Annotated in this window: 22 protein-coding genes and 1 tRNA gene; 7 read left to right on the top strand and 16 right to left on the bottom strand. The window is 66.3% G+C overall.

What is annotated here, in order from left to right:
- Positions 1-30: 30 nt before the first annotated feature.
- Positions 31-2,892: a DUF349 domain-containing protein gene (locus AC1VNX_RS15335; RefSeq protein WP_483157467.1), complete on the top strand. Its 2,862-nt coding sequence runs from the start codon at positions 31-33 to the stop codon at positions 2,890-2,892.
- An 81-nt stretch (positions 2,893-2,973) separates the two neighbouring features.
- Here the strand turns inward: AC1VNX_RS15335 and AC1VNX_RS15340 are convergent, their stop codons facing one another.
- The 6 genes from AC1VNX_RS15340 to AC1VNX_RS15365 form a co-directional block, all read right to left on the bottom strand.
- The gene (locus AC1VNX_RS15340) at positions 2,974-3,570 is read right to left on the bottom strand and encodes a hypothetical protein (protein ID WP_483157468.1); all 597 of its coding nucleotides are present in this window, start codon (positions 3,568-3,570) and stop codon (positions 2,974-2,976) included.
- A 94-nt stretch (positions 3,571-3,664) separates the two neighbouring features.
- Complete coding sequence (locus AC1VNX_RS15345) at positions 3,665-4,456, bottom strand: M90 family metallopeptidase (protein ID WP_483157469.1); 792 nt, start codon at positions 4,454-4,456, stop codon at positions 3,665-3,667.
- Positions 4,457-4,473: 17 nt separating this feature from the next.
- Entirely contained in the window at positions 4,474-5,262 is a 789-nt protein-coding gene (locus tag AC1VNX_RS15350; RefSeq protein WP_483157470.1) for a UDP-2,3-diacylglucosamine diphosphatase, read from the bottom strand.
- 37 nt (positions 5,263-5,299) lie between these two features.
- Positions 5,300-5,812: a peptidylprolyl isomerase gene (locus tag AC1VNX_RS15355; protein ID WP_483157471.1), complete on the bottom strand. Its 513-nt coding sequence runs from the start codon at positions 5,810-5,812 to the stop codon at positions 5,300-5,302.
- Between the two features lie 49 nt (positions 5,813-5,861).
- Entirely contained in the window at positions 5,862-6,455 is a 594-nt protein-coding gene (locus tag AC1VNX_RS15360; protein ID WP_483157472.1) for a peptidylprolyl isomerase, read from the bottom strand.
- A 76-nt stretch (positions 6,456-6,531) separates the two neighbouring features.
- A complete protein-coding gene (locus AC1VNX_RS15365; RefSeq protein ID WP_483157473.1) occupies positions 6,532-7,122 on the bottom strand; it encodes a tetratricopeptide repeat protein in 591 nt (196 codons plus the stop codon).
- Between the two features lie 216 nt (positions 7,123-7,338).
- On the opposite strand from AC1VNX_RS15365, the gene cysS reads away from it, so the two are divergent.
- The 6 genes from cysS to AC1VNX_RS15395 all read left to right on the top strand — a co-directional run bounded on the left by cysS (position 7,339) and on the right by AC1VNX_RS15395 (position 12,961).
- Complete coding sequence (cysS, locus tag AC1VNX_RS15370; protein WP_483157474.1) at positions 7,339-8,715, top strand: cysteine--tRNA ligase; 1,377 nt, start codon at positions 7,339-7,341, stop codon at positions 8,713-8,715.
- A gap of 17 nt (positions 8,716-8,732) precedes the next feature.
- A complete protein-coding gene (locus tag AC1VNX_RS15375; RefSeq protein WP_483157475.1) occupies positions 8,733-9,383 on the top strand; it encodes a DNA-3-methyladenine glycosylase family protein in 651 nt (216 codons plus the stop codon).
- Positions 9,384-9,536: 153 nt separating this feature from the next.
- Positions 9,537-10,520 (top strand): acetyl-CoA carboxylase carboxyltransferase subunit alpha, encoded by a 984-nt coding sequence (locus AC1VNX_RS15380; protein ID WP_126023862.1) that lies wholly within the window; start codon positions 9,537-9,539, stop codon positions 10,518-10,520.
- A gap of 19 nt (positions 10,521-10,539) precedes the next feature.
- Positions 10,540-11,517 (top strand): tRNA lysidine(34) synthetase TilS, encoded by a 978-nt coding sequence (tilS, locus tag AC1VNX_RS15385; RefSeq protein ID WP_483157476.1) that lies wholly within the window; start codon positions 10,540-10,542, stop codon positions 11,515-11,517.
- A gap of 55 nt (positions 11,518-11,572) precedes the next feature.
- Complete coding sequence (locus tag AC1VNX_RS15390) at positions 11,573-12,841, top strand: aspartate kinase (protein ID WP_483157477.1); 1,269 nt, start codon at positions 11,573-11,575, stop codon at positions 12,839-12,841.
- A gap of 27 nt (positions 12,842-12,868) precedes the next feature.
- Positions 12,869-12,961, top strand: a tRNA-Ser gene (locus AC1VNX_RS15395).
- A 70-nt stretch (positions 12,962-13,031) separates the two neighbouring features.
- Here AC1VNX_RS15395 and ileS read toward each other — a convergent pair.
- The 10 genes from ileS to AC1VNX_RS15445 form a co-directional block, all read right to left on the bottom strand.
- Complete coding sequence (ileS, locus tag AC1VNX_RS15400; RefSeq protein ID WP_483157478.1) at positions 13,032-15,824, bottom strand: isoleucine--tRNA ligase; 2,793 nt, start codon at positions 15,822-15,824, stop codon at positions 13,032-13,034.
- Between the two features lie 46 nt (positions 15,825-15,870).
- Complete coding sequence (locus AC1VNX_RS15405; RefSeq protein WP_483157479.1) at positions 15,871-17,235, bottom strand: MFS transporter; 1,365 nt, start codon at positions 17,233-17,235, stop codon at positions 15,871-15,873.
- Positions 17,232-18,374: an acetylornithine deacetylase gene (gene argE / locus AC1VNX_RS15410; protein WP_483157480.1), complete on the bottom strand. Its 1,143-nt coding sequence runs from the start codon at positions 18,372-18,374 to the stop codon at positions 17,232-17,234. The genes AC1VNX_RS15405 and argE overlap by 4 nt, the downstream gene beginning before the upstream one ends.
- Positions 18,371-19,477 carry a Leu/Phe/Val dehydrogenase gene (locus AC1VNX_RS15415; RefSeq protein ID WP_483157481.1) on the bottom strand — a complete coding sequence of 369 codons (1,107 nt, stop codon included), beginning with the start codon at positions 19,475-19,477 and terminating at the stop codon, positions 18,371-18,373. Before AC1VNX_RS15415 ends, argE begins: the two co-directional genes overlap by 4 nt.
- A 277-nt stretch (positions 19,478-19,754) precedes the next feature.
- Positions 19,755-20,372 carry a Rieske 2Fe-2S domain-containing protein gene (locus AC1VNX_RS15420; protein WP_483157482.1) on the bottom strand — a complete coding sequence of 206 codons (618 nt, stop codon included), beginning with the start codon at positions 20,370-20,372 and terminating at the stop codon, positions 19,755-19,757.
- A 48-nt stretch (positions 20,373-20,420) separates the two neighbouring features.
- Complete coding sequence (locus AC1VNX_RS15425; protein ID WP_301511374.1) at positions 20,421-21,146, bottom strand: alanyl-tRNA editing protein; 726 nt, start codon at positions 21,144-21,146, stop codon at positions 20,421-20,423.
- 51 nt (positions 21,147-21,197) lie between these two features.
- Positions 21,198-22,118: a DMT family transporter gene (locus AC1VNX_RS15430; protein ID WP_483157483.1), complete on the bottom strand. Its 921-nt coding sequence runs from the start codon at positions 22,116-22,118 to the stop codon at positions 21,198-21,200.
- Between the two features lie 94 nt (positions 22,119-22,212).
- Positions 22,213-22,518: a DUF1330 domain-containing protein gene (locus AC1VNX_RS15435; protein ID WP_483157484.1), complete on the bottom strand. Its 306-nt coding sequence runs from the start codon at positions 22,516-22,518 to the stop codon at positions 22,213-22,215.
- A 43-nt stretch (positions 22,519-22,561) separates the two neighbouring features.
- A complete protein-coding gene (locus tag AC1VNX_RS15440) occupies positions 22,562-23,386 on the bottom strand; it encodes a hypothetical protein (protein ID WP_483157485.1) in 825 nt (274 codons plus the stop codon).
- A gap of 74 nt (positions 23,387-23,460) precedes the next feature.
- Complete coding sequence (locus AC1VNX_RS15445) at positions 23,461-24,453, bottom strand: class I SAM-dependent methyltransferase (protein ID WP_483157486.1); 993 nt, start codon at positions 24,451-24,453, stop codon at positions 23,461-23,463.
- Positions 24,454-24,639 lie beyond the last annotated feature (186 nt).

The raw sequence follows: 24,639 nt of genomic DNA on the forward strand, positions 1-24,639 counted from the left end.
CTTTCTCTACCAAGACAACGATTTCGCGCAGTGACCTCTACTTCTTCCAAGCCACACGACATTCAGGCCCTCGACACGCTGACCGGCGGCGCCTTCACCGCGCCGACCTCCGGCGAGCGCGCCGCGCGCATCCGCGAATGGCTCGCGGGCAACCCCGCGCCCGAGCAGATGCAGGAAGTCTTCAAGGAACTGAGCGGTCGTGACAAGGGCGCCGCGCGCCTGCTGCGCGAAAAGCTCGACGAACTGAAGCGCGCCAAGGGCCAGGAGGCCATCGCAGCCGAATGGGCGCAGAAGGCGGAAGCCCTCGTTGGCCAATCCAAGCTCAACATCGCCGATGCGCTCGCATGGCAGCGTGATGCCGCCAAGGCCGGCGCGCCCCTGTCGCGCGAACCGCTGGCCGGCCTGAAGCTCAAGCTGTCGGAGCGCGTCAAGGGCATCGAAGACCTGCAGCACCGTGCGCAGGTGCACCGCGAAGCAGCCGTGCTGCTGGCGCAGCGCTTCGAGGTGCTCTCCACCAAGGGCTGGCAGGATGCCCAGGTCGCCGAGGAGTCGCTGCGCGCCGACGTCACGCACTGGCAGCAGCAGGCCGCCGAGATCGTGGCCGACGCCAACTGGAGCAGCCTCGACGCCAAGTTCGCGCCGCAGCTCGAATCGTCCAAGTCGCAGCTGCTGGTGGTTTCCGATGCGTTCCACAGCGCGCTGGCCCAGGCCGTTGCCGCCGCGGCGGATGCCGCTGCGCCGCTGCCGCCGGTGCCCGTGTGGGCTGACGAGCTTCGCGCCGCGCGCGGCGAAGTCGCGGCGCCCAAGCCCGCCGCTGCGGCCCGCCCGGCTGCGCCCAAGGTCGATCCGGCCGTGCGCGCCGCTGCCCAGGACGCCGTTCAGGCCGCGCTCGCCAAGCTCGAACAGGAAACCGCCGAAGGCCATGGCAAGGCAAGCGCAGGCGCGGCCGCCGCGCTGCGCGCCGTGCTCAAGGAACACGGCAAGCTGGTCGAGGCACCGCTCGAAGCCCGCGTGCATGCCGCGCTGGTGGCAGCCGGCGAACTCGAAGGCTGGCAGCGCTGGAGCGCCGACAAGGTGCGCGAAGACCTGGTCGCCAAAGCCGAAGGCCTGCTCAAGCGCCCCGAAGGCCAGGCCCTCGGCGGCCGCAAGATGCAGGAAACGCTGCGCTCGCTGCGCGACCAGTGGAAGCAGGCCGACCAGGGCGGCGTGCCGAACCATGCGCTGTGGAAGCGTTTCGACGAAGCCTGCAACGAAGCCCACAAGGTGGTCGAGGCCTGGCTCGAGAAGGTCCGCGCCGACGCGGCCGAGCACCGCGCGCTGCGCGTTGCGCTGATCGAGGAGGTCAAGGCCTGGGCTGCCGAACATGCAGGCGCCACCGACCTGAAGGCGCACAACCGCGCGCTCCACCAGTTCGCCGACCGCTGGCGCGATGCCGGCCACGTGGGCGAGAAGGTGTTCGCCGAGCTGCAGCCGCTGTGGAACGAAGCCTTCGGTGCCGCCCGTGCACCGTTCGAGATGGCGCAGAAGGCCAGTATCGAACGTCGCCAGGCCATGATCGCCGAGGCGACCGAGCTTGGCGCACAGCCGGTGCTGCGTATCGACGCCGTCAAGGCGCTGCAGCAGCGCTGGCAGGCCGAGGCACAGGGCGTGCCTCTGGACCGCCGCCAGGAACAGAAGCTGTGGGACGCCTTCCGCGCGCCCATCGACGAAGCATTCAACCGCAAGACCGCCGAGCGCGAAAAGGCATCGGCCGCGATGAACGAGCACGACCGCAACGTGCTCGAGGCGTCCAAGGCGCTCGACGCGGCCAATGCCGGCGGCGATGCGCAGAAGATCCGTGCCGCCATCGCCCGCCTCGAAGGCGCGCTGCGCGGCGAGGCGCCGCCGCCCGCGCCGAAGGCCGACGGTCCGTCGGTTGGTGCGACCGAGGTCGTGGCGCCGGGGCAGGCAGCCGCCGAATTCAGCGAAAGTGCCGGACAGGCGACTGGCCCGAGCGACGCGGAAGCATTGCCTGGCATGCCTGCCGATGCAGCCGCATCGCCCGCCGCTTCGGCTGATCTCGTGGCACCCGCCGACGGTGCCGACGCTTCGGCACGCACCGATGGCGCGGCGCACGACGCCGGTGAAGCCGCCGCAGTGGTCGAAGCACCGGCAGCGGCGCCGAAGGCCCCGCCCAAACCCGTCGTGGCGATGCGCGGCGACGACCGTCCGAGCAGCAAGAAGGCCGAGGCGGCGCCTGCCGCGCGCGGTGGTGCCGGTGGCCGTTTCGGCGACCGCCGCGACGGCGGTCGTCCCGGTGCTGGTGGCCCGGGTCGCCCCGGCGGTGATCGCGGTGACCGCGGTGACCGTGGAGCCCCTCGTGGCGGCGATCGCGGTGCGCCCGGTGGCCGCTTCGCCGACCGTCCGCCGCGCGAAGATCGCGGCCCGCGCCTTGGCGATGCCGCCTTCCGCGCACAGCGCGAAGCGCTCGAACGCGCCGACATGGCGCTGCGCAAGCTCGCGGCGCAGGCACACGGCGAGGCCCTGACCCAGGTGCTGGGCGCCTGGGAGCAACGAGACGCCAGCCGTCTGCCGAGCATCCAGGAACTGGGCCGCGCGGTCACGCCGGCGGTGCGCAGCGGCTGGTCGCAAGCCATCGGCTCCGCGCCGACGGCTGCCGCGAACGACGCCGCCGAAGCGCTGCTGCGTCTCGAAATGGCGGCGGAGGTGCCGACACCCGCCGAGCAGCTCGACGCGCGCCGTGCCCTGCAGCTCAAGTTGCTGACGAAGCGCGGCGACCCGGCTCCTGCTCAGACCTGGGGTCAGGATGCCGGCAAGGTGCTCGCCGCGGCGCACGACGCTGCCAGCGCGCGGCGTCTGCAGAACGCGCTGAAGGCGCTGCTGCGCAAGTAGGGAAGAAAGCGGCTTTCCGGCCACAAAAAAGGCGCCCCGCGGGGCGCCTTTTTCTTTTGGGGCGGTTGCGTGCCAGCCGACTCAGACCTTCTCGCCGATGACCGGCGTCTGCACGGCCGCAGCCTGCTCGGCCAGATAGCCGTCGCGGATCCTGCGGCGGATCAGCAGCCCGCCGATGCCCAGCAGCAGGGCGAGGGCCCCGACGATCAGCGTGCCCTTGTCGGTGGCGCTCGATGCCGCGGCCTTGTCCTTGACCTCCATGATCTTCTGCACGTCGGCCAGCGACACCACGGGCTGGCCCTTGAGCTTCACTTCGTAGACCAGGTTGTTGTCGGAAGGATCGACGCGCACTTCGACGGCTTCGTCGATCAGCGGCTCGAGCTTGCTGCGGCCGACCGCGTAGTCGACGCGCCACTTCTCGGTGTTGCCGTCGGCCAGCTTGGCGTCGAGCACGAAGTAGCGGCGCGTGCTGCTGCCGCCGCGGCGGCGCTTGGTGGTTTCGGTGACTTCGCTGCCGCCGGTGATCGTGCCGCTCCTGGCGACCAGGTCTTCGACGGCGGTGCCGTGCGTGTCCGAGCTGGCCTTGAACTGCGCATACCCGGCCCAGCCCAGGATGCCGATGCCGAACACCAGCGCGATCCACGCCTTGCCCGTGAGCTGATAGAACCAATCCCTCATGTTGTGTGCCTTTTTGGACGAGTTGATAACCCGTCGATGGTAAGGGTTGGGTAGCTATCAAATGAATAGCTGACAACTGAGGCTGGGTGTACGTTCAGGGCCTTTTAGGCAGAAAGAATTCATCGAAGATCGCGAGCACTTCGGGGAAGTCGCGCGCGAAGTTCGGGCGGTTCACGAAGTAAGCCTCGCAGGCCACCGCGAAGAACTCGCTGATCGACGTGGCGCCATAGGCATCGAGCCACGGCGCCTCGGTGCCGAAGCGCTCAGCCTTGATGGTCTGCTCGCGGAAGTCGTCGTAGGCGGGCTGCAGCACGGCCAGCCACGCCTCGCGGGCCGCGCGCGAGTTGCGCTGGCCCGCGAAGCCGGGCGGCAGGGGCGGGCAGCCGTTGGCGTCGCCGCCGCGCATGTCGATCTTGTGGGCGAACTCGTGGATCACCACGTTGTAGCCGCGCTCGCTGGTGATGCTGCTGGCCAGCACGTCGTCCCAGCTCAGCATGACGGGACCGCGCTCCATGGCCTCGCCGGCCACGACTTCGCCGTACTCGTGCACCACCTGCGCTTCGTCGACGACCTTGCGCCGCGCCACCACCTCGGAGCGGTGCACGACGATGCCGACGAAATCGTCGTACCAGTTCAGCCCGCCCTTGAGGTGCAGCACCGGCAGCACGGCCTGCGCCGCGATGGCCAGCGCCACTTCGTTCGTGATGGTGAAGCCCTTGGCGCCGTGGAATTCCTTGTCGCGCAGGAACTCGGCCGTGAGCGTGCGCAGCCGCTGCCTGTCGGCTTCGGGCAGCGCGCCGAGGAAGGCGTAGCGCCGGAGCGTGGCCTGCCACGCGGCTTCGGGAATCGGGGGCAGGGCGCGCAGGCGGCGCAGCCACTTGAACATTGCTGGCGGCGGCGCGGCTAGCGCAGGTCGACGCGCTGCGCGCCGGCGGCGGAGAGGCACAGCAACTGCGCGCGCGGCGGATGCGCGCCGGCGTCCCAGTCGCTCAGCACGATGCGGCGCAGGCTGTCGCCCAGGTCGTGATCGGCCGGGCGGTGGGTATGGCCGTGCACCAGCGTGTGGGCGTTGGCCCGCCGCAGCCAGTCGCGCGCGGCCGGCGTATCGACATCGGCCCAGACCATCGACGGATTGCGCTTGCGGTCTTCGCTCTGCACGCGCATGGAGCGTGCGAGCGCACGGCGCTCTTCAAGCGGCCGCGCGAGGAACGCGGCCTGCCATTCGGGCGTGCGCACCTGCGCGCGGAATTTCAGGTATTCGATGTCCTCGAGGCAGAGGATGTCGCCGTGGCTCAGCAGCCAGCGCTGGCCATGCAGCACCAGCACGGTCGGGTCGTCGAGCAGCGTGAGGCCGCATTGCGCCGCGAACGTGGGGCCGACGAGGAAGTCGCGGTTGCCGTGCATGAAGAACACGGGCATGCGCTGCGCGGTGCGGCGCAGGAGTTCGGCGCACTGGGCCTCGAAGGTCGCGGGCTCGCCAGGCTGGGTGGCGGAATCGTCGCCCACCCACACTTCGAACAGGTCGCCGAGGATGATGAGCGCATCCGCCGGCGTGGTCTGCAGATAGCCCTGCCAGGCCTCGAAGGTGGCGGGCTCTCCGGCCTGCAGGTGCAGGTCGGAAATGAGGTCGACCGTGCGCCACGCGGGCGGCGCCACCAGCTCCGGAAAAGCCGGGTTCGCCGCCGTGCTCATGCTGCTGCCGCTGCGAGTGCGTTGCGCCGGTTGCGGGTCATTCCGCGGAGACGACAGCCTTTTCGATCACGACGTCCTCGAGCGGCACGTCGTCATGGAAGCCCTTGCGGCCGGTCTTCACAGCCTTGATCTTGTCGACCACCTCGGTGCCGGCGATGACCTTGCCGAACACGGCATAGCCCCAGCCCTGGGCCGAGGGAGCGGTGTGGTTCAGGAAGCCGTTGTCGGCCACGTTGATGAAGAACTGGGCGGTGGCCGAGTGGGGCGCGCTGGTGCGGGCCATGGCCACGGTGTAGTTGTCGTTCTTCAGGCCGTTGTTGGCTTCGTTCTGGATCTCGGCGTCGGTGGGTTTCTGCTTCATGCCGGGTTCGAAGCCGCCGCCTTGCACCATGAAACCGGGGATCACGCGGTGGAACACCGTGTTGTCGTAGTGGCCCTTCTTCACGTACGCGACGAAGTTCTCGACCGACTTCGGCGCCTTGGCTGCGTCGAGTTCGAGCGTGATCACGCCGAGGTTCTTGATGTGCAGTTCGACTTGGGGGTTGCTCATGTTGGGCTCCTGCTTGGGAAGGGAAAAACCGATTCGAAAACCGATGCGATTACTTCGCCACGACGGTGGCGGACTTGATGGTGACGGCTTCGAGCGGCACGTTCTGCATGCCGCTCTTGTTGCCGGTGGCGACCGCGCGGATCTTGTCGACCACGTCGGTGCCGGAGACGACCTTGCCGAAGACGGTGTAGCCGTAGCCGTCGGGGTTGGGCGCGTTGAGCGAGTCGTTGTTCTTCACGTTGATGAAGAACTGCGAGGTCGCCGAGTTGGGGTTGCCGGTGCGGGCCATGGCGATCGTGTACTTGTCGTTCTTCAGGCCGTTGCTCGCTTCCAGCGGAATGGGGGCGCGCGTGGGCTTTTGCTGCAGGTCGGCCGTGAAGCCGCCGCCCTGGATCATGAAGCCGTCGATCACGCGGTGGAACACCGTGCCGTCGTAGTGCTTGTCCTTGACGTACTGCAGGAAGTTCTCGACCGTCTTGGGCGCCTTGGCCTCGTCGAGCTCGACCACGATGTCGCCCGCCGAGGTGGCGAGCTTGACGCGCGGCGTGGCCGATTGCGCATGGGCGCCGGCGGCGAACGCGAATGCGGCGGCGAGCACAAGGGCGCCGCGGCGGCTGAAGCGGGAGAAGGAGTTGATCGTCAAATGAGGCTCCGTGTGCGGATGGAGGAACGGTGCCGCGCCGTTGACACCGTGGCGGTGCCGTGGCGGCGGCGACAGATTACTTGCTTGCGCGGCCGACCGGCTTGCGGATGACCACCGGTGCGGCGGGCAGGGCGGCCGCCTCGGCTTCGGTCTTCGAAGTGAAGATCTGGCGGATCAGCGCGAGCTTGGGCGCGACGCTGGCGTTGGTGCTGGCGAACTGCTGGGCGCGCACGTATTCCTGCGCGGCCAGGCGGGCGTACACGTCGCCGAGGTTCTCGTGCGCCGTGGCGTAGTTCGGGTTGAGCTTGATGGCCTGCTCGAGCGCGGCGCGCGCCTGGTCGAACTTGCTCTGCGAGGCATAGAGCGCCGCGAGGTTGTTGTAGGGCTCGGAGAGCTCGGGGAAGTCCTGCGTGAGCTGCGTGAAGGCGATGATGGCTTCGGCCTGCTTGTTCTGCTCGGTGAGGATCACGCCGCGCAGGAAGCGCATCTGCGGGTCGCGTGGCTTGCCGGCGATATAGGTGTCGGCCTTGGCGAGTGCTTCGTTCGACTTGCCCTGGCGCAGCAGCGCGTTCACGTCGTCGTATTCGTTCGCGTGCACGGCGGAGCCCCAGAGGCTGAACAGCAGTGCGAAGGCAATGGAGAGTCTGGAGAAAGCGGAGTGCTTCATGAAGCCTCGACGGATTTGGGGGAGATGCGGGGAAAGAACTCGGGGGCGCGGGCTTGGGGAACACCCGGACGCTACCCGGTGGCGGCCGTTTATACTTGACCGGATTGTAACCGAGGGGCCATGTCGACCCCCTCGCGAATACAGTCCCAGCCACCCCTGAAAAACACCGTCTTTCGCCCGTGCCGCACGCGCGCGAAATGACGTTTTCCGAATCTCATGAGTCTGCGCATCTACAACACGCTGTCGCGTGAATTGGAGGAATTCTCCCCATTGCAACCGGGACAGGTGCGCATGTACGTCTGCGGCATGACGGTCTACGACTTCTGCCACATCGGCCACGCCCGCATGATGATGGCGTTCGACGTGGTGCAGCGCTGGCTGCGCGCCAGCGGCTACGCCGTGACCTACGTGCGCAACATCACCGACATCGACGACAAGATCATCGCCCGCTCGGTGCAGCGCGGCATCACCATCCGCGAGCTGACCGACGAAGTGATCGCGGCCATGCACGAGGACATTGGCGCGCTCGGCATCGAGCCGCCCACCGTCGAGCCGCGCGCCACCGAATACGTGCCGCAGATGCTCGGCATCATCGAGAAGCTCGAGCAGAAGGGCCTGGCCTATCGCTCCGACAACGGCGACGTGAACTACGCGGTGCGCAAGTTTCCGGGCTACGGCAAGCTCTCGGGCAAGTCGCTCGACGAGCTGCATGCGGGCGAACGCGTCGCGGTGCTCGACGGCAAGCAGGATCCGCTCGACTTCGTGCTGTGGAAGGCCGCCAAGCCGACCGAGCCCGCCGATGCCAAATGGGAAAGCGCCTACGGCACCGGCCGTCCAGGCTGGCATATCGAGTGCTCGGCCATGAGCTGCGCCACCCTCGGCGAGACTTTCGACATCCACGGCGGCGGCGCCGATCTCCAGTTCCCGCACCACGAGAACGAGATCGCGCAGAGCGAGGGTGCCAACGGCAAGCCGCTGTCGCGCTTCTGGGTGCACAACGGCTTCGTGCGCGTGGACAACGAGAAGATGTCCAAGAGCCTGGGCAACTTCTTCACCATCCGCGAGGTGCTGCAGAAGTACGACGCCGAAAGCCTGCGCTTCTTCCTGGTGCGCACGCATTACCGCAGCGCGCTCAACTACAGCGACGCCCATCTGGACGACGCGCGCAATTCGTTGAAGCGCCTGTACACCGCGCTCGACCTGGTCGCGCCGGCCGACGTGGCCATCGACTGGACCCAGCCCCATGCCGCGCGCTTCAAGGCCGCCATGGACGAGGACTTCGGCACGCCCGAAGCCATTGCCGTCCTGTTCGAGCTGGCCGGCGAAGTCAACCGCACTAAGTCCGCCGAGACCGCCGGTCTGCTGAAGGCGCTGGCCGCTTCGCTGGGCATCCTGCAGGGCGACCCGCGGGCCTTCCTGCAGGCGGGCAGCACGCTCGACGACGCCACCATCCAGGCAAAGATCGACGCGCGCGCGGCCGCCAAGGCCGCGAAGAACTTCGCCGAAGCCGACCGCATTCGCCAGGAACTCCTCGAGCAGGGCATCGTGCTCAAGGATTCGCCCACGGGCACGACCTGGGCGGCTGCGCAGTGAACGGAACGACGAACCCCATGCCTGCCCCCAGGAAGCCCAGCGTCAAGATCTACACGCCGGACTATTGGGAGGAGGCGTGCAAGCACCTGTCGCGCAAGGACCGCGTGATGAAGCGGCTGATCCCGAAGTTCGGCGACGCCTGCCTGGAGTCGCGCGGCGATGCGTTCACCACGCTCGCGCGCAGCGTGGTCGGCCAGCAGATCTCGGTGAAGGCCGCGCAGTCGGTCTGGGACAAGTTTGCCGCGCTGCCGCGCAAGCTGACGCCGGCTAACGTGCTCAAGCTCAAGGTCGACGACATGCGCGGGGCAGGGCTCTCGGCGCGCAAGATCGAGTACCTCGTCGACCTGGCCCTGCATTTCGATTCGGGCCTGGTGCACGTCGATGCATGGAAGGACATGGACGACGAGCAGATCATCGAGGAACTCGTGGCCATCCGCGGCATCGGCCGCTGGACGGCGGAGATGTTCCTCATCTTCCACCTGATGCGCCCGAACGTGCTGCCCGTGGACGACCTGGGGCTGCTCAACGGCATCAGCGTCAACTACTTTTCGGGCGACCCCGTCAGCCGCAGCGATGCCCGCGACGTCGCAGTGGCGTGGGCGCCTTATTGCAGCGTGGCGACTTGGTATATTTGGCGATCGCTGGATCCCGCTCCAGTCGCGTATTAGCAACACCCCCAGGCTGCGCGCACTTCGTGTCGCTTCGCCAACCCCCTCAAGGGGGCAACACCTAAGGCCCGGCGAAGCCGGTTCCTTGGTGTTCCTGGAATGGATGGTGCGGTGGATGGGCGGGCAGCAAATTGAAATAAACAGGAGAAGACGTTGGCGAAACGAACCTTCCTCGACTTCGAGCAGCCGATTGCGGAGCTCGAAACAAAGATCGAAGAATTGCGCTATGTGCAGACCGAATCCGCGGTCGACATTTCTGAAGAGATCGATCAGCTCGGCAAGAAAAGCCAGCAGCTCACCAAGGACATCTACAGCGACCTGACGCCCTGGCAGATCACCAAGATCGCGCGGCATCCGGAACGCCCCTATACGCTGGACTACGTCAACGAAATCTTCACCGATTTCGTCGAACTGCACGGCGACCGCCATTTCTCGGACGACCTGTCGATCGTGGGCGGCCTGGCGCGCTTCAACGGCGTGCCTTGCATGGTCATCGGCCACCAGAAGGGCCGCGACACGAAGGAGCGCACCGCGCGCAACTTCGGCATGAGCAAGCCCGAGGGCTACCGCAAGGCGCTGCGCCTGATGAAGACGGCCGAGAAGTTCAAGCTGCCGGTCTTCACCTTCGTGGACACCCCCGGCGCATACCCCGGCATCGACGCCGAGGAGCGCGGCCAGTCGGAAGCCATCGGCCGCAACATCTTCGAGATGGCGCAGCTCGAGGTGCCGATCATCGTCACCATCATCGGTGAAGGCGGCTCCGGTGGCGCGCTGGCCATTTCGGTCGGCGACCAGCTGCTGATGCTGCAGTATTCGATCTATTCCGTGATCAGCCCCGAAGGCTGCGCTTCTATCCTCTGGAAGACCGGCGAGAAGGCCCAGGAAGCCGCCGACGCGCTGGGCATCACCGCGCACCGCCTCAAGGCGCTGGGCCTGGTCGACAAGATCGTGAACGAGCCGGTGGGCGGCGCGCACCGCGACCATCGCCAGATGGCTGCGTTCCTCAAGCGCGCCCTCAACGACGCCTTCCGCCAGGTCAGCGACCTGAAGCCGAAGGAGCTGCTGGAGCGCCGCTACGAGCGCCTGCAGAGCTACGGCCGCTTCAACGACACCAAGGCCGACAGCAGCGGCAGGTAACACCCGTCCCGGCGCAGCGATGAACTCCGCTTTCGAACGCGCCATTGCCGCGTTCGAGCCGGCGCACTGGCCGCTGGCGGTGGGGTTCAGCGGCGGCGCCGATTCGACCGCCTTGCTGGCCGCCTGCGCATCGCGCTGGCCGGGAAAGGTGGTCGCCTTCCACGTGCATCACGGGCTGCAGGCCGCGGCCGACGGCTTCGAGCAGCATTGCCGCTCCATGTGCGAGCGCCTGGGCGTGCCGCTGGTCGTCCATCGCGTCGATGCGCGGCATGCGGCGGGCGAAAGTCCTGAAGACGCCGCCCGCCGGGCTCGCTACGCGGCGTTTGCCGTGATGGCACAAGCGGATGGGGCGAGGGCGGCGATCAGGTCCATCGCGCTGGGGCACCATGCCGACGATCAGGTCGAGACCCTGCTGCTCGCGCTGTCGCGCGGCGCGGGGCTCCCGGGGTTGGCGGCGATGCCGGCGCATGCGCGGCGCAACGGGCTCGATATCTACCGGCCGCTGCTCGCGGTTGCAGGCGCCGAAATCCGCGAATGGCTGGCCGGCCGCGATCTTCCGTGGATCGAGGATCCGACCAACGAAGACGCGCGCTACACCCGCAACAGGATCCGCTCCATGCTGCTGCCCGCGCTGGAGCAGGCCTTTCCGCAGTTCCGCGCCACCTTCGCGCGCAGCGTGGGCCACGCCGCGCAGGCGCAGCAGCTACTGAACGAGCTGGCCGCGCAGGACCTGGAAAGCGTGGGCAGCCCGCCGCGCATCGCCACGCTGCAGACGCTGTCGCGCGCGCGCCAGGCCAATGTGCTGCGCCACTGGCTGATGCAGTCGCACGGCTGCGCGCCCAGTGCGGCGCAGCTGGACCAGCTGCTGGACCAGGTCCGCGCCTGCACCACGCGCGGCCATCGCATCCACCTCAAGGTGGCAGCCGGTTTCGTCGAACGAAAGGGCGATTTCCTGCATTGGTACAATGCTTCGCCCTCGCCGAAGACTTCGCTCTGACCGCTTGCAGGGCGCCGCCCATCAAGCGGCCCTTTCCTTTTCTCTGATTTCACCCATGGCATTGATCGTTCACAAATACGGCGGTACGTCGATGGGCTCGACCGAGCGCATCAAGAATGTCGCCAAGCGCGTCGCCAAGTGGGCGCGCGCGGGCCACCAGATGATCGTGGTTCCGAGCGCCATGAGCGGCGAGACCAACCGCCTGCTCGGCCTGGCCAAGGAACTGGCGCCCAGCAAACCCGGCGTGGCCCACAACCGCGAGCTCGACATGCTGGCCTCCACCGGCGAGCAGGCTTCGTCGGCGCTGCTGGCCATCGCGCTGCAGGCCGAGGGCGTCGAGTCCGTGAGCTACGCCGGCTGGCAGGTGTCGGTGCGCACCGACAACTCCTACACCAAGGCACGCATCGAGAGCATCGACAGCGAGCGCGTGATGGCCGACCTCAATGCCGGCAAGGTGGTGGTCATCACCGGTTTCCAGGGCGTGGACGACGACGGCAACATCACCACGCTGGGCCGTGGCGGCAGCGACACCTCGGCCGTGGCCATCGCCGCGGCCATGAAGGCGCACGAATGCCTGATCTACACCGACGTGGACGGCGTCTACACGACCGACCCGCGCGTCGAGCCCGATGCGCGCCGCCTGACGACCGTGAGCTTCGAAGAGATGCTCGAGATGGCGAGCCTGGGCTCCAAGGTGCTGCAGATCCGCTCGGTGGAATTCGCCGGCAAGTACAAGGTGCCGCTGCGTGTGCTTTCGAGCTTCACGCCGTGGGACATCGACATCAATGAAGAGGCCAAGTCCGGCACGCTGATCACTTTCGAGGAAGACGAAAACATGGAACAAGCCGTCGTATCCGGCATCGCATTCAATCGCGACGAAGCCAAGATCTCGGTGCTCGGCGTGCCCGACAAGCCCGGCATCGCATATCACATCCTCGGTGCGGTGGCCGACGCCAACATCGAAGTCGACGTGATCATCCAGAACCTCAGCAAGGACGGAAAGACCGACTTCAGCTTCACCGTTCACCGCAACGAGTACGCGAAGACGATCGACCTGCTGCAGTCGAAGGTGATGCCCTCGCTGGGCGCGACCGAAGTGGTCGGCGACACCAAGATCTGCAAGGTCAGCATCGTGGGCATCGGCATGCGCAGCCACGTCGGCGTGGCGAGCAAGATGTTCCGCGTGCTGAGCGAAGAGGGCATCAACATCCAGATGATCTCGACCAGCGAAATCAAGACTTCGGTCGTGATCGACGAAAAATATATGGAATTGGCAGTGCGCGCACTGCACAAAGCCTTCGATCTGGATCAGCCGGGCGCCTAAGTAGTGGCATAATCTCGGCTTCTTTCAGGAACTGTGACCGAGTGGCCGAAGGTGCTCCCCTGCTAAGGGAGTATGGGGTGTAGAGCCTCATCGAGGGTTCGAATCCCTCCGGTTCCGCCAAGATGCAACCCCTGTAGCTCTCCAGCTACAGGGGTTTTTTCTTTGCCGGATCGATCCCGTGACTGGGCCGTCAGACGTCGTTCAATTCCGGAAACCCGGCCAGCACCGTCTGGCACCGCTCGCAGAGCATCCCTTGCTCGCCGTCTTCATCCACCACGGTGGCGTCGTGCCGCCAGCACCTCCTGCACCGCAGGAACGAGGTCTGCCTGACCTTGATGTCGACCTTGCTGCCCACCCTCAGGGCCACGTCGGCGACCATGAAGATCGAAGCCAGTTCCGAACCCAGCAGGGCGAGCGACTCGACGACTTCCTCGGGTGCCTCGATCACGATGTTCGCCTCGCTGGAGCGGCCGATGTCCCCGGTCGAACGCAGGTCCTCGATCGCCTTCATCACGCCGGGGCGCAACTGCCTTGCATGTCGCCAGAACTCGGCGACATCCGGGTCGTCGTCCGTGGCGGGCGGGGCGACTTCGTCCCAGGTGTGGATGAACACGCTGCCGTCATTTCTTTCCGCGTCGAAGAGCACCATCCACGCTTCCTCCGCGGTGAAGCTGAGGATCGGTGCCGCGAGCAGCAGGAGGTTCTTCACGATGGCGTGCAGCGCGGTCTGTGCCGAACGTCTTTCATGGCTGTCCCGCGCGCTCGCGTACAGCCGGTCTTTCAGCACATCGAGATAGAAGCCGCCGAGCTCGTCCGCGCAATAACCGTGGATGAGCCGCGTCACCGAGACGAAGTCGTACTCGCGGTAGCTCTCGCGGCATTGTTCGACCAGTTCGCGGCAGCGTGCCATCGCGTAGCGGTCGACGATCGCCAGATCGCTGTCGGCCACCGCATCCGCGCCCGCATCGAAGTCCGACACGTTCAGCAGCAGAAAGCGGATCGTGTTGCGGATGCGCCGATACATCTCGACGACGCGGTCCAGGATTTCTTCTGAAACAGAGATGTCGGTCGAGTAGTCGGTGCTCGCAATCCATAGCCGGATGATCTCCGCGCCCCGCGTGCCGGCCACTTGCTGCGGGCTGACGGTGTTGCCCAGCGACTTGCTCATCTTCTTGCCGTTTCCGTCGACGGCGAAGCCGTGCGTCAGCACGGCCTTGAAGGGCGCGCGGCCGTCCGCGGCGCAGCCCGTCATGAGCGAGGAGCCGAACCAGCCGCGATGCTGGTCGGAGCCTTCGAGGTACAGGTCCGCTGGATAGGCGTGCGCGTCGGGGCGTCGCGCGTCCCTGTAGACGGTGGCGTGGATGGAGCCGGAGTCGAACCACACGTCGAGGGTGTCCGACAGCTTCTCGAACTCCGCCTCGTCCACGCCGAGGTCCGCCGGGCTCAGCCTTGCCCAGGCGGAAATTCCTTCGCGCTCCACGCGCCGCGCCACTTCCTCGGTGAGCCGCGCGGTCTCGGGGTGCAGCGAGTTGTCGCTGCGCCGCACGAAGAAGGCGAGAGGTACGCCCCATGCGCGCTGGCGCGAGATGCACCAGTCGGGCCGGCCGTCGATCATCGCCTCCATGCGCGAGCGGCCCGTCGCCGGGTAGAAGGGCACGTCGCGGATCGCCTCGCGTGCCGTCTCGCGCAGCGTGTGCTCGCCGCCGGTCGCGAGCCGGTCCATGCCGATGAACCATTGCGTGGTCGAGCGGAACAGGATCGGTGTCTTGTGCCGCCAGCAGTGGGGGTACGAGTGCTCGATGCGCTCCTGCCTGAGCAGCGAGCCATCGGCCTTCAGCATCTCGAGGATCGCCTTGCTGCCTTCCTCCAGCGCCATGCCGCCGATCACCGGCAGGCCGGGCACGAAGCGGCCGGCGCCGTCGATCACGTTGTCGCCGGTGATGCCCAGGCCGCGGCACAGCTCGAAGTCTTCCGCGCCATGCGCTGGCGCGAGGTGGACGAGGCCGGTGCCGGTGTCCAGCGAGACGAAATCGGCGGCAACCATGGGCACCGCGATGTCCTGCAGCGGATGCTTCAGCATCGTTCCGGCGAGCTCGATGCCGGGCGCGACGGCGCGCAGTTCATGCTCGATTCCGAAGGCGCCCAGCAGCCTGGCGCCGCTCTCCACTGCAAGCACCAGCATGCCGTCGGGCGTGTCGTACAGGCCGTAGCTGGCTTCGGCAGCCAGCCCCACGGCGGCGTTGCCGGGCAGCGTCCAGGGCGTCGTGGTCCAGATCACGATGCGAGCCTGCTTGCCGGGAGCAACGGCGCACTTGAAGCGCGACGCCAGATCGGCCGCGTCCATCGCCCGCATGCCCACATACGCCGTCGTCGAGCGCTTTGACGCGTATTCGAGCTCGGCCTCGGCCAGCGCCGACTGGCAATCGACGCACCAGTTCACCGGTTTCTGGCCGCGAAACAGCAGGCCGCGTTGCCGGATGCGGTCGAGAAAGCGGATCTCGTTGGCCTCGGTCTCGAAGTCCATGGTGCGAAAGGCCCTGTCCCAGTCGCCGAGCAGGCCCAGGCGCAGGAAGTCCTTCTTCTGGCTCAGCGTCTGCTGCATGGCGTAGTCGCGGCACAGCTTCTGCACCTGCTCGGTCGGCAGGCCCCGGCCGTTCATCTGCTCGATGCGGTGCTCGATGGGCATGCCGTGGCAGTCCCAGCCCGGAATCCACTGCGAGTCGAAGCCGTCGAAGAAACGGCTCTTGAAGACCATGTCCTTGAGCACCTTGTTCACCGCGTGCCCGATGTGGATGTCGCCGTTCGCGTACGGCGGGCCGTCGTGCAGGACGAACGGCGGGCGCCCGGCGGCCGCTTCGCGCATCCGCGCGTAGATGCGCTGTTGCGTCCAGCGCTCGACCAGTGCGGGCTCGCGCTTCGGCAGGTCTCCCTTCATCGGGAACGGTGTCTTCAGCAGGTTCAGGGTGTCTTTCAGGTCTGGCATGCGGTGTTTTCTTTTTTGAGGGAGCGGTCGGTTGCGTTGTTGTCGGTCAGTCCCTGTTGCGCAAGGCCGAGCCGGCCGCCAGCAGCGCGACGAGGCTGGCCGCCGCGGCGAACACCACGTACCAGGCGGGAGCGAGCGGATTCCCCGTCCGCGCGATCAGCGCCGTTGCAATGAAGGGCGCGAAGCCCCCGAAGATCGTGACAGCGAAGTTGTAGGCAATGGAAAGGCCCGTGGACCGCACCTCCGGCGGATAGAGCTCCGCCATGGCGGCGGGCGCGGGGCCGGTGAAGCCGGCGATCAGCACCGCGAAGACGAGCAGCACGATGGTCAGCGTCGACGGGTTGGGCACGGCCGTGAGAAGCCACAGCGCCGGATAGGCCAGCACCAGGATCGCGGTGGCGAAGCCGATCAGCAGCGGCCTGCGCCCGATCCGGTCCGACAGCGCGCCGAAGAAGGGCGCGAGCACCACCAGCACCATCAGCCCCGCGCCGTTGGCCCACAGCGACACGCTCTGCGGCAGCTTCAGCGTGCGCACCGCATACGTCGGCATGTAGACCAGGAAGAAGTACGTGCAGACCGTCCACACGATGGTCACGCCGAAGCCGGCGATGATTTCCTTGCGGTAGGAGCCCAGCGCCTTCTTCAGCGGAGACGCCTGCCGGTTGGCCGCCTTGACCTGCTCGAAGCTCTCGGACTCGTGCGTGCGGGTGCGGATGTACCAGCCCACCGGTCCGATGATCAGGCCGAACAGGAAGGGCACGCGCCACCCCCACGCCTGGAGCTGCTCCGGCGTGAGCACGTCGGTCAGCGTCGCGCCGAAGACCGAGCCCAGCAGCAGCGCGCCGGCCTGGCTCGCCTGCTGCCAGCTCGCGAAGTAGCCTCGTCGGCCCTTGGGCGCGTGCTCGACCAGGAACGCGGTTGCGCCGCCGACCTCGCCACCGGCGGAAAAGCCCTGGATCAGCCGCGCCAGCACGATCCACGCTGGCGCCCAGAGGCCCGCGTCGGCATACGTCGGCGCGAAGCCGATCATGGCCGTGCCCAGCGCCATCAGCAGGATCGTCGTGGACAGCGCGGCCTTGCGTCCGCGCGAGTCGCCGAGCGCACCCAGCACCACCGCGCCGACGGGGCGCATCACGAAGCCCACGCCGAATGTCGCGACGGTCAGCAGCAGCGACGAGGTTTCGTCGCCCGTGGGAAAGAACAGGCGTGAGATCGTGAGCGCGAAGAACCCGTAGACCGCGAAATCGAACCACTCCAGCGTGTTGCCGATGACGGCGGCGAGGATGGTCCGGCGCGAGGCGTCCCGGGTCCGCGCGCCCTGCGCGGGGGCGGCGTGCGTGTCATGGGTGGAGGAGATGGGAGCGAAGTTGCTCGTGGCGTCCGCCAGCGCGGCAGCGTCAAGGTTTTTCATGCTGTCTTGAGAGTTGGAGTCGTTGAACAGGTGGCGGCCTTGGAAAGGGCCCATGCCCCGGCCGATTGCATGAAGCGGTCGGCCGCCTGCAGCTGGCTTGCGGCAATCCATTCGTCGGGCTGGTGCGCCTGCGCGATGGAGCCGGGGCCGCACACCACTGTCGAGATGCCGACCTGCTGAAAGAAGCCGGCCTCGGTGCCGAAGGGCAGTTCCGCTTCGGGCCAGAGCGCGCCGAGTTCACGCGCCACCGAGACGGCCGTGTCGTTGTCGCGCGCCGAAAGCGCCGGCACGCCGGCGACCTGGCTGGCTTCGACCGTCACGCCGGCGGGGAGGTCGGCCAGCGCATCGCGAACCGCGTCGCGCACGAGCTGGGCGGTGGCCTCGTCCTGCGGGCGGAATTCCCACAGCACCTCGCAGCAGCCCGGCACGATGTTGATTGCGGTGCCGCCGTTGATCTGGCCGATGTTGATGGTGGCCTCGCCGCCGCGCCCCGCAAGGTTGCGCCGCAGCCCGGCCAGCCGCGTGACGAGATAGGCCGCGGGCTCGATCGCGCTGGCGCCCAGGGACGGATCGCTCGAATGCGCGGGCAGCCCGGTGAAGAGCGCGCGGTGCCCGAAGAAGCCGCGATGCCGCACGCCGACGCGCATCTCGGTCGGCTCGCCGACGATGGCCAGCGCGGGCGCTTCCACCTGCGTCTTCAGGCGCTCCACGAGCTGCGGAACGCCGAGGCAGCCGATCTCCTCGTCATAGGAGAAGGCCAGGTGGATCGGACGGCGCAGCGGCTGCCGCCGCCACGAGGGCACGGCCGACAGGCAGGCGGCGATGAAGCCTTTCATGTCGGCCGCGCCGCGCCCGTGCAGGCGGCCGTTGCGCTCGACCAGCGTGAAGGGGCTGGCGCTCCAGTTCTGGTCGGTCACGGGCACCACGTCGCTGTGCCCCGAGAGCACCATGCCGCCGGCGGTGCCGGGGCCGATGCTGGCGAGCAGGTTGGCCTTGCGCCTGTCGTCGCTGTGCACCAGCTGCACCTTCACGCCGTGCCCCGAGAGGTAGTTGGCGATCCAGTGGATCAGGTCGAGGTTGGAGCGATGCGAGGTCGTGTCGAATGCCACCAGGGCGCGCAGGATGTCGATGGTGTTCATGCGACGCGCTCGGCAAGGGGCCGCTCGTTGGCATTGCCGGTGCTGGTGGCGGCGCTGCCCGGCTTGCCGCCGCTGCCCAGGCGCTCCTGCACGAGCCGCATCGCGGCCGACTGGGTCGGCATGCCATCGCGGTCGGCGAGCTCGAAGATGCGGCGCAGCGTGGCGCCGATGCCTTCCACCTGCGAATCCACCTTCGCGCGGTTGAAGCCTTCATGCTCCGAGGCCACTCGGATCAGGCCGCCCGCGTTGATGACGAAATCCGGCGCGTAGAGGATCTCTCTTTCTCGCAATTGCCGGCCGTGCTCGTCGCGCGCGAGCTGGTTGTTCGCGCCGCCCGCGATCACGCGGAAGCGCATCTGCGGCAGCGTCTTGTCGTTGACGACGGCCCCCATCGCGCAGGGGGAAAACACGTCGGCCTGCACGGCGTAGATCGCATCGGGCTCGACGATCTTCGCGCCGAACTCGGCTGCGGCCTTGCCCGCGAGCACCGGATCGATGTCGCACACCACCAGATGCGCTCCTGCCTCGCAGAGCAGCCGGCAAAGGCTCCAGCCGACGTTGCCGAGGCCCTGCACGGCCACCGTCAGTCCGCGCAGGTCGCGGCCCAGCCGGTGCGCGACGCCGGCCACGATGCCGTGGTAGACCCCCAGCGCCGTGGTCGGCGACGGGTCGCCCGTGCCGCCCAGCGCCTCCGGCAGGCCGACCACGTGCCGTGTGCTCTGCCGCACCCAGGCGAAGTCGTCGACCGTGGTGCCGACGTCCTCGGCCGTGATGTAGCGCCCGCCGAGGCGGTTGACCGCCACGCCCATGGCACGCAGCAAGTCGGGCGTCTTGCTCTTGCGCGGATCGCCGAGGATCACCGACTTGCCGCCGCCCAGGCCCAGCCCCGCGGCGGCGGCCTTGAAGGTCATGCCGCGTGAGAGCCGGAGCACGTCGCGCAGGGCGGAAGCCTCGTCGGCGTACGGATACATCCGGCAGCCGCCCAGCGCGGGCCCGAGCTTCGTGCTGTGGATGGCGATGATGGCCCGGAGCCCGACCCGGTCATCGGATATGAAAACAACCTGTTCGTGGTCCGCGAAAGACTCGGTGGAGAAGACTGTCATCTGGTTCTTTTTCGAATTCGGGTGAACGAGTGCGGACCTGCTTCGAGCTGTGGAAGGCCGCCTTGTCAATGCCTGCTGGAGGATGCTAGGAACAGCAGCAGGCGACGTAGATACAGGAGCAGCTCCACCGGACGGACATCGGGCTGCGAGCCGCATAGCGGCAGGATTTCAGTGCTTGCTTGGCGAAATGATTGCGTCATGTGTTGGCCTCGCTTTGAGGTCAAGCATGACAGGGAGAAGTGCCGTGATATTGGCGAAAATTTCTGGCGGAGAAAGTTCAGGCGCCAGAGGAGGCCAGGGCGCTTGGCATGCTGCCGAAGCCCAACTCTTCGAGAAGTCTTTGCAGCTCGTCAAGAGCGAGATCTTTCTGTGAATCAACTAGGGATTCGATTGAAAGTTTGAAGATGGACGTCATGCCATCCTGCGGAGAATTCTCGACTTCAGAGGAGATTGAAGGCATCCATGCCTCGTCTTCAGGAATCAGGCAAGTCCAGATAAGCCCATGCCGCTCGACAGCCGGAAACGCCGTGATCCTGAAGCAATCCGCCGTCTTGGGTGCGAGCTTCTCCGGAACCAGCCGGCATTGCCCGTCGGAGCCGAAGCGCAGGCCGTGGTACGCACAGACCAGTTCTTCTCCCTCGATGCGCCCGCTGCTCAGCGGCAGCCCGCGATGCGGGCACATGTCGCGGCCGATGCGGATGCCGTCGGGCATGCGGTAGACCGCCAGGCGCAGGTTCAGCAGCACGACCTGCCTCGGCTTCACGAGCGGATCGTCGGCGCGCACGAGCGGAAACCACTGCCGCGCGAGTACGGGCCAGTCCTGCTCGGGGTAGCTGCAGTTCGGAGGCAGGAAGCCCTCGGGCAAGGGGCGTGGAAGAGCCGCTTCGACCGTCATGTGCTGCCTGCCTCTCTGTGTGTTGACGACCTGCCTGCGCTACTTGACCTACTTGACCAGCCCGATCCGGATTCTCCGGTTGTGCTGTCCCTTGTTCTCGATCTTCATGATGCGCAGCGGCGCCGATTGCGAAGTCTTCGAGAGATGGGTGCCGCCACAGGCCTGCCGGTCGAGGCCCACGATCTCGATGATGCGCGTGGTGCCGTCGTCCTGGGCCGGTGGCGCAACCGAGCGGCTGCGCAGCACGCCGGGCTCGCTCGCGAGTGCCGCGGCATCGAGATACACCGCGTTCACCTGCAGCCCGTCGGAGATCAGGCTGTTGAGCTCGGGTTCGAGCTTGCGCAGTTCGTTGTTGTCGACCGTGGGCAGGTCGAAGTCGATGCGGGCCGTGCCGTCGGCCGCCATCTGCACGCCGGTGACCAAAGAGCCTTCGAAGCGCTGGTAGACGAGGGCGTTGAGGATGTGCAGGCCGGTGTGCAGCTGGCACATCATCGAGCGGAAGTCCTGGTCGACGCTGGCGATGACCTTGTCACCGGGCACCTTGCCGATGTCGGCCTCGTCGAAGTAGTGCCAGGCGTTCCTGCCCTCCATCTCGATGCGGTCGATTCTGAGCTGGCTTCCGTTCCAGCGCAGCGTGCCGCGATCCGCCAGCTGCCCGCCGCCACCCGGATAGAAATAGGACTTGTCGAGAAGAACAGCATTCGGCCGGCGCGCGATGACGTCGGCCTCGAATTCGAAACGGTCGGGTTCGATGTGGCAGAGATACGGAGACATGAATTCCTCGGTTGTGCGGGATGCTTGATTGCTTGCGGGGTTGCTTCTTGCTCAGGAAAAACGCCGGGCCGTCACGATGCCCGCCAGGATGACCACGGCCCCCACGAACTCGGTGGCGCTCAGATACTCGTGGAACAGGTAGGCGCCGAACACGGTGGCGATGACGGGCTGTATCAGCAGGGTGATCGACGACATCGCGGCCGGGAGCTTGGCCAGCGCATAGGCGATGAGGCCCTGGCCGCCGACGTGCGACACCACCGCGAGCGCCACCAGCATCAGCACGCCTTGCATCGTGTGCGGCACCAGCGATTCGCCGCGCAGCAGCGTGATGGGCAAAAGGATGATCAGCGTGCCGACGCTGCTCCATGCCATGACGGTCATGGTGCGGTAGTTGGAGCGCACGAGGCTGACCGCCAGAAGGTAGGAGCCGTAGAACACGGCGGTCAGCAGCCCCAGCAGGTTGCCGGCCATGTAGTTGGAGCCGAAGTCGAGCCGGTGGCCTATGAGGATGAAGGCGCCGGTCAGCGCGAACAGCATTCCGAACAGGAAGCCCCGCTTGAACCTCTTTCCGAGAAAGATGTTGGAGCCGAGCACCACGAAGATGGGCGCGAGGTTCGCGAGCAGGTTGGAGTTGGCCAGCGTGGTCAGCGTCATCGACCAGTGGTAGAGCGCGAGATTGCCCGAGAAGATGAAGCCCACGAGGATGAGCTTGAAGGGAATGCCCGGCGCGGGTTGCCGGGCGGCTTGCTGTACGCCCGCGGGCACCGACTCGGCCCTTGCCGCGAGCATGTCGAGCAGGAAGAAGATCGGGATTGCCAGTGCAACCCTGTAGACGGCGCTCGCGGTCGGCGGTAGCTCGCTGTGGCGCAGGAAAACGCCGCCCAGCGCCAACGCCGCCGCGCCCAGTAGTAGCGCGACGAATGAAAAGAAGCTGCTCTTCGAAGCAGCCGGTAGAGCGATGGTTGTCGTCATATTTGTTTCGATGCGACCGAGTCTCCATCGGTCGTATCGGGCGATTTGTTGTGAATGAAACCTCAAGTGGACGTGGTGCCGAAGAGCTGGCCAGTCAGCCTGGTGGGCCCTCGAATCCTTCGATCACCATGAGCTGCATGTCGACCGCAGCGTCCTTTCTCAACCCTCTTGCGTGGGTGTATTCGGGTGACTCGTAGAACTTCCTCGCCGCGTCCGCGGTCTTGAACTCGACAAGAACCACTCGCCTGTCATCGTGAGCGCCTTCCAGGTGCATGCGCTCGCCTCCCCGGGTCAGAAACCTGCCCCCGAATTTCTCGACGATGCCGGGCGTGAGTTGCTTGTATTGGTTGTATTGGTCCGGATTCACGATGGACATCCGGCCGATCAGATAGGCGACCATGTGGCTATCCGGAACTAGCGCAACAGCTGCTTGCAGCCCGTTGCTACACGTAGGCCACTTTGCGCTGCTGCGTCTGCGCCGACACGCCGGACTGCAGCAGCGCCGCGTCCAGAACGTCCCACAGGCCGGTCAGCGAATCGAGGAAGTCGTCCGCACCTTCGACGACGAGGTGGGCGTATTCCGTCTTCAGCGCGAGCTCGACCGCGGTGCGCGCGTTCTGCTCGTGATGCTGCTCGGCGCCGACTTCGCCCCAGTGCTCCAGCAGGTAGTGCATTTCGGGCTTCTCGAGATCGGCGTTGTAGATGCCGCTGTCGACCAGGCAGTACTTCTCGCCGGGAATCAGCTGCTGGTTGGAGATCATCTCCAGCGCCAGCGTGGTGCCCAGGTTGCGGTAGGTGTTCTCGATGTCCGTCAGCTTGCGGTGGTCGAACACGCCGATGGCCTTGCGCACCTGCGTGGTCAGGCCGGTTTCCATGTCGTAGCCGGGCAGGGAGCCGAGCAGCTGGTCGGAGAAGGCCTTGAGCTTCGCCTCGACCTTCTCCTGGTTGTAGAGGTCGGAGAACACGGGTGCTTCGGCCGACTGGTTGACGATGTAGCCGGCCATCGTCGCGAGTTCGGGGCCGTGGCCCGATTCGCTTTCGACGATTTCCTCGAGCAGCTCGCTCTGCCTGTGCAGGCCGTGCTTCTTCAGCGCGTCGGGAAAGCTCCAGCCCGGGCGCGTCGAGGCGCAGAAGCTCTGGATCTGATGGAACAGGGCGCCGACGACGGGCGGCTCCGGTTCGACCTTGGCCCAATTCTTGAAAATCGGGTGCGAGTAGCACCGATGACTTTTGACCCTATCAACCAGATCGGAAATGGTTACGTTCATTTCTTGCTCCTAATCACAGTGGGTTGAAAAAATGCCATGGGGAGAATTCGATCGCCAATCAATTGATTTCCTGTTTATTTGCTTGCCATCAACATGCGCCCTCCAGGGTGGTCGAGTACTTCAATCCGGACATTTGAAAATCCAGCGCGGAAAAGCTTTTCACTCCATTCCTCCTCGCTCAGGAGCCTTCTGGACATGAAATGGTTGTGCAGGTGGTTGAACGCGGCCGCAAACGGCTTTTCCCAATTCGACTGGGCGACCGGAATTGCGTCGACGATGATCAGCGTGCCCTTGATCGCGTGGGCGCAGCAGGCGCGCAGCAATGCATCGAGCGTTTCTTCTTCCGCCGGAAGAAGGTCGTGCATGACGAAGCCGGCGTGGATGATGTCCGCGTCCTTGATGAGCGACGGGTCTTCCACGAGCACCTGGATGGGGGCGGTCACGAACTGGAGCCGGTCGCTCATTCCGGCTTCGCCGGCGGCGCGAACGGCCTGCTCGGTGGCCGATGCGCTCAGGTCGATGCCCACGCCGGTGGAGCCCGGGATCTTGCGCAGCATGCGGATCAGGAAGCCGCCCGAGCCCGATCCAAGATCCACGATTTTCTTTGGTGCCATCGCGACGATGGCGTCTTCGGGCTGCGGATAGAAGGACTTCTCTCCCATCCACTTCGAGGTGCGCGCCACCAGCCCGCCGCTGCGGGGGTACTTGAGCTGCGCTTCCTCGTTGTTCTCGGAGAACTCCTTCGCGTTGTTGATCAGGGGCGCGCAGGCGCGCAATGCCCAGGAGAGGTAGCCGACCTCGTTGATCAGCTCCTCGAAATTGCTGCCGACCTTGTAGGTGGCAGGAGCCTTCGGGCTCAGCACTTCGATGATTCCCGCCTTGCTCAGGGAGTCGAGGTAGGCGGAAATCACCGACTCCTTTATTCCGCAGGACCTGGCCGCCGCCGCGGCGTCCACGACTTCCGAATTCTGGAGAAATTCGATGACTCCGTACTCCGCACCAATTTCGAGCAGGATTGCGGAGCCTGCGAGGGAAGAACCAGTAATACCGCGATCAACATTTTGCATGGGGCACCTGTGTGTTAAACGCCATTGAAAACCAACTGATTACTTTGCAATAGCCGAGGCCATTTGGTTGCACGATAGACAGCGTGCAGGAAGCCGTATTGGTAAAAATTGCGGCGCCGGGCCATTGCGGAAAAAAGAGATTCGGACGAATTCAGAAAAAGGTTCCGAATGCGGTGCGGGCATGGC

The organism is Variovorax sp. TLI9-5A, from assembly GCF_056867935.1.

Bases quoted from the DNA above. Each gene is read 5' to 3' on its own strand.
- AC1VNX_RS15340 (WP_483157468.1), bottom strand. From the start codon at position 3,570: ATGAGGGATTGGTTCTATCAGCTCACGGGCAAGGCGTGGATCGCGCTG.
- AC1VNX_RS15345 (WP_483157469.1), bottom strand. From the start codon at position 4,456: ATGTTCAAGTGGCTGCGCCGCCTGCGCGCCCTGCCCCCGATTCCCGAA.
- AC1VNX_RS15350 (WP_483157470.1), bottom strand. From the start codon at position 5,262: ATGAGCACGGCGGCGAACCCGGCTTTTCCGGAGCTGGTGGCGCCGCCC.
- AC1VNX_RS15355 (WP_483157471.1), bottom strand. From the start codon at position 5,812: ATGAGCAACCCCCAAGTCGAACTGCACATCAAGAACCTCGGCGTGATC.
- AC1VNX_RS15365 (WP_483157473.1), bottom strand. From the start codon at position 7,122: ATGAAGCACTCCGCTTTCTCCAGACTCTCCATTGCCTTCGCACTGCTG.
- cysS (WP_483157474.1), top strand. From the start codon at position 7,339: ATGAGTCTGCGCATCTACAACACGCTGTCGCGTGAATTGGAGGAATTC.
- AC1VNX_RS15375 (WP_483157475.1), top strand. From the start codon at position 8,733: ATGCCTGCCCCCAGGAAGCCCAGCGTCAAGATCTACACGCCGGACTAT.
- tilS (WP_483157476.1), top strand. From the start codon at position 10,540: ATGAACTCCGCTTTCGAACGCGCCATTGCCGCGTTCGAGCCGGCGCAC.
- AC1VNX_RS15390 (WP_483157477.1), top strand. From the start codon at position 11,573: ATGGCATTGATCGTTCACAAATACGGCGGTACGTCGATGGGCTCGACC.
- ileS (WP_483157478.1), bottom strand. From the start codon at position 15,824: ATGCCAGACCTGAAAGACACCCTGAACCTGCTGAAGACACCGTTCCCG.
- AC1VNX_RS15405 (WP_483157479.1), bottom strand. From the start codon at position 17,235: ATGAAAAACCTTGACGCTGCCGCGCTGGCGGACGCCACGAGCAACTTC.
- argE (WP_483157480.1), bottom strand. From the start codon at position 18,374: ATGAACACCATCGACATCCTGCGCGCCCTGGTGGCATTCGACACGACC.
- AC1VNX_RS15415 (WP_483157481.1), bottom strand. From the start codon at position 19,477: ATGACAGTCTTCTCCACCGAGTCTTTCGCGGACCACGAACAGGTTGTT.
- AC1VNX_RS15420 (WP_483157482.1), bottom strand. From the start codon at position 20,372: ATGACGGTCGAAGCGGCTCTTCCACGCCCCTTGCCCGAGGGCTTCCTG.
- AC1VNX_RS15425 (WP_301511374.1), bottom strand. From the start codon at position 21,146: ATGTCTCCGTATCTCTGCCACATCGAACCCGACCGTTTCGAATTCGAG.
- AC1VNX_RS15430 (WP_483157483.1), bottom strand. From the start codon at position 22,118: ATGACGACAACCATCGCTCTACCGGCTGCTTCGAAGAGCAGCTTCTTT.
- AC1VNX_RS15435 (WP_483157484.1), bottom strand. From the start codon at position 22,518: ATGGTCGCCTATCTGATCGGCCGGATGTCCATCGTGAATCCGGACCAA.
- AC1VNX_RS15440 (WP_483157485.1), bottom strand. From the start codon at position 23,386: ATGAACGTAACCATTTCCGATCTGGTTGATAGGGTCAAAAGTCATCGG.
- AC1VNX_RS15445 (WP_483157486.1), bottom strand. From the start codon at position 24,453: ATGCAAAATGTTGATCGCGGTATTACTGGTTCTTCCCTCGCAGGCTCC.